The sequence below is a fragment of the Seonamhaeicola algicola genome (genome assembly GCF_007997385.1).
Taxonomy (GTDB): domain Bacteria; phylum Bacteroidota; class Bacteroidia; order Flavobacteriales; family Flavobacteriaceae; genus Seonamhaeicola; species Seonamhaeicola algicola.
The window spans coordinates 1-905 of the sequence record NZ_VOSC01000014.1; the positions used below are offsets into that span (position 1 = coordinate 1).

1 protein-coding gene is annotated in these 905 nt (G+C 28.5%); it reads left to right on the top strand.

Features of this window, described 5'->3' with window-relative positions; all coding sequences use genetic code 11:
* Positions 1-773 (top strand): hypothetical protein (locus FUA26_RS05400; protein ID WP_222611752.1); only part of this gene is annotated, 773 nt, incomplete at its 5' end.
* Positions 774-905 lie beyond the last annotated feature (132 nt).

The following is a 905-nucleotide window of genomic DNA, read 5'->3' on the forward strand; positions in this document are numbered from 1 at the left end:
CGTTGGCAATAATTATGAAGAAACGATATTTATACTTAATTATAATTTTGCTATTTAATGGTTTGACGTTTGCTCAAGACTCATTAGAAGTAAAAAAGCTGTACAATAAAATTGAATCCTTAGAGTATAAAATAGATTCGATTTCAAACAATACAAATTACTTAAAACATTCGGGAGAAATATCAATAAAATCAGGAAATGAACAAAAATTATGGGAATTTCTATTTCCATCCATTATTGCTTTGACTGTCGGTTTATTTGCATTATTCGGAACAATTTATACTGGAAAAAAACAAAGAAAACTTTCTGAAAATCAATTATCTGAACAGCTTAAACAAGCAAAAAACACAGTTGAAGAGCAAATAAAATCATCAAAAGAAATTCTTGAATTACAAATAAAATCAGCTGACAAAAACGCTGAATTAGAATTTAGACAAAATGTTCTTTCGAATAATCGTCAGAATTGGATTAACGAACTTAGAGCTTTAATATGTGATATAACCGCTTTAATAAATGTTAGTGCTCTCAAAAAGACATTGAGTTATGAGGAACTAAGAAATCTTAAGTCTTTAATTACTAAGGTTGAACTAATGCTCAACCCTAAGAAAGATTCTGAATTTATAAAAGCTTTAAATAAATTGAATAATGCTCTATTGAAAGTAGTTACTGAAGAAATTGAATATAGTGAAATTGGAACCTATGAAACAAAAGTTTTAGACTTCACTAAGAAAACTTTAAAAACCGAGTGGGAAAGAGTAAAAAAAGGAGAGTAACTATTGCCAACACCGTATATAATTTATTGCTAGTTCAAGCCTAATTACGAAAATCCTTACGGATTTTCTATTCCGTTTTTATTTGCTAGCTTTAGTGCTTAAACCACGCAACAAACCATATACAAACACGTT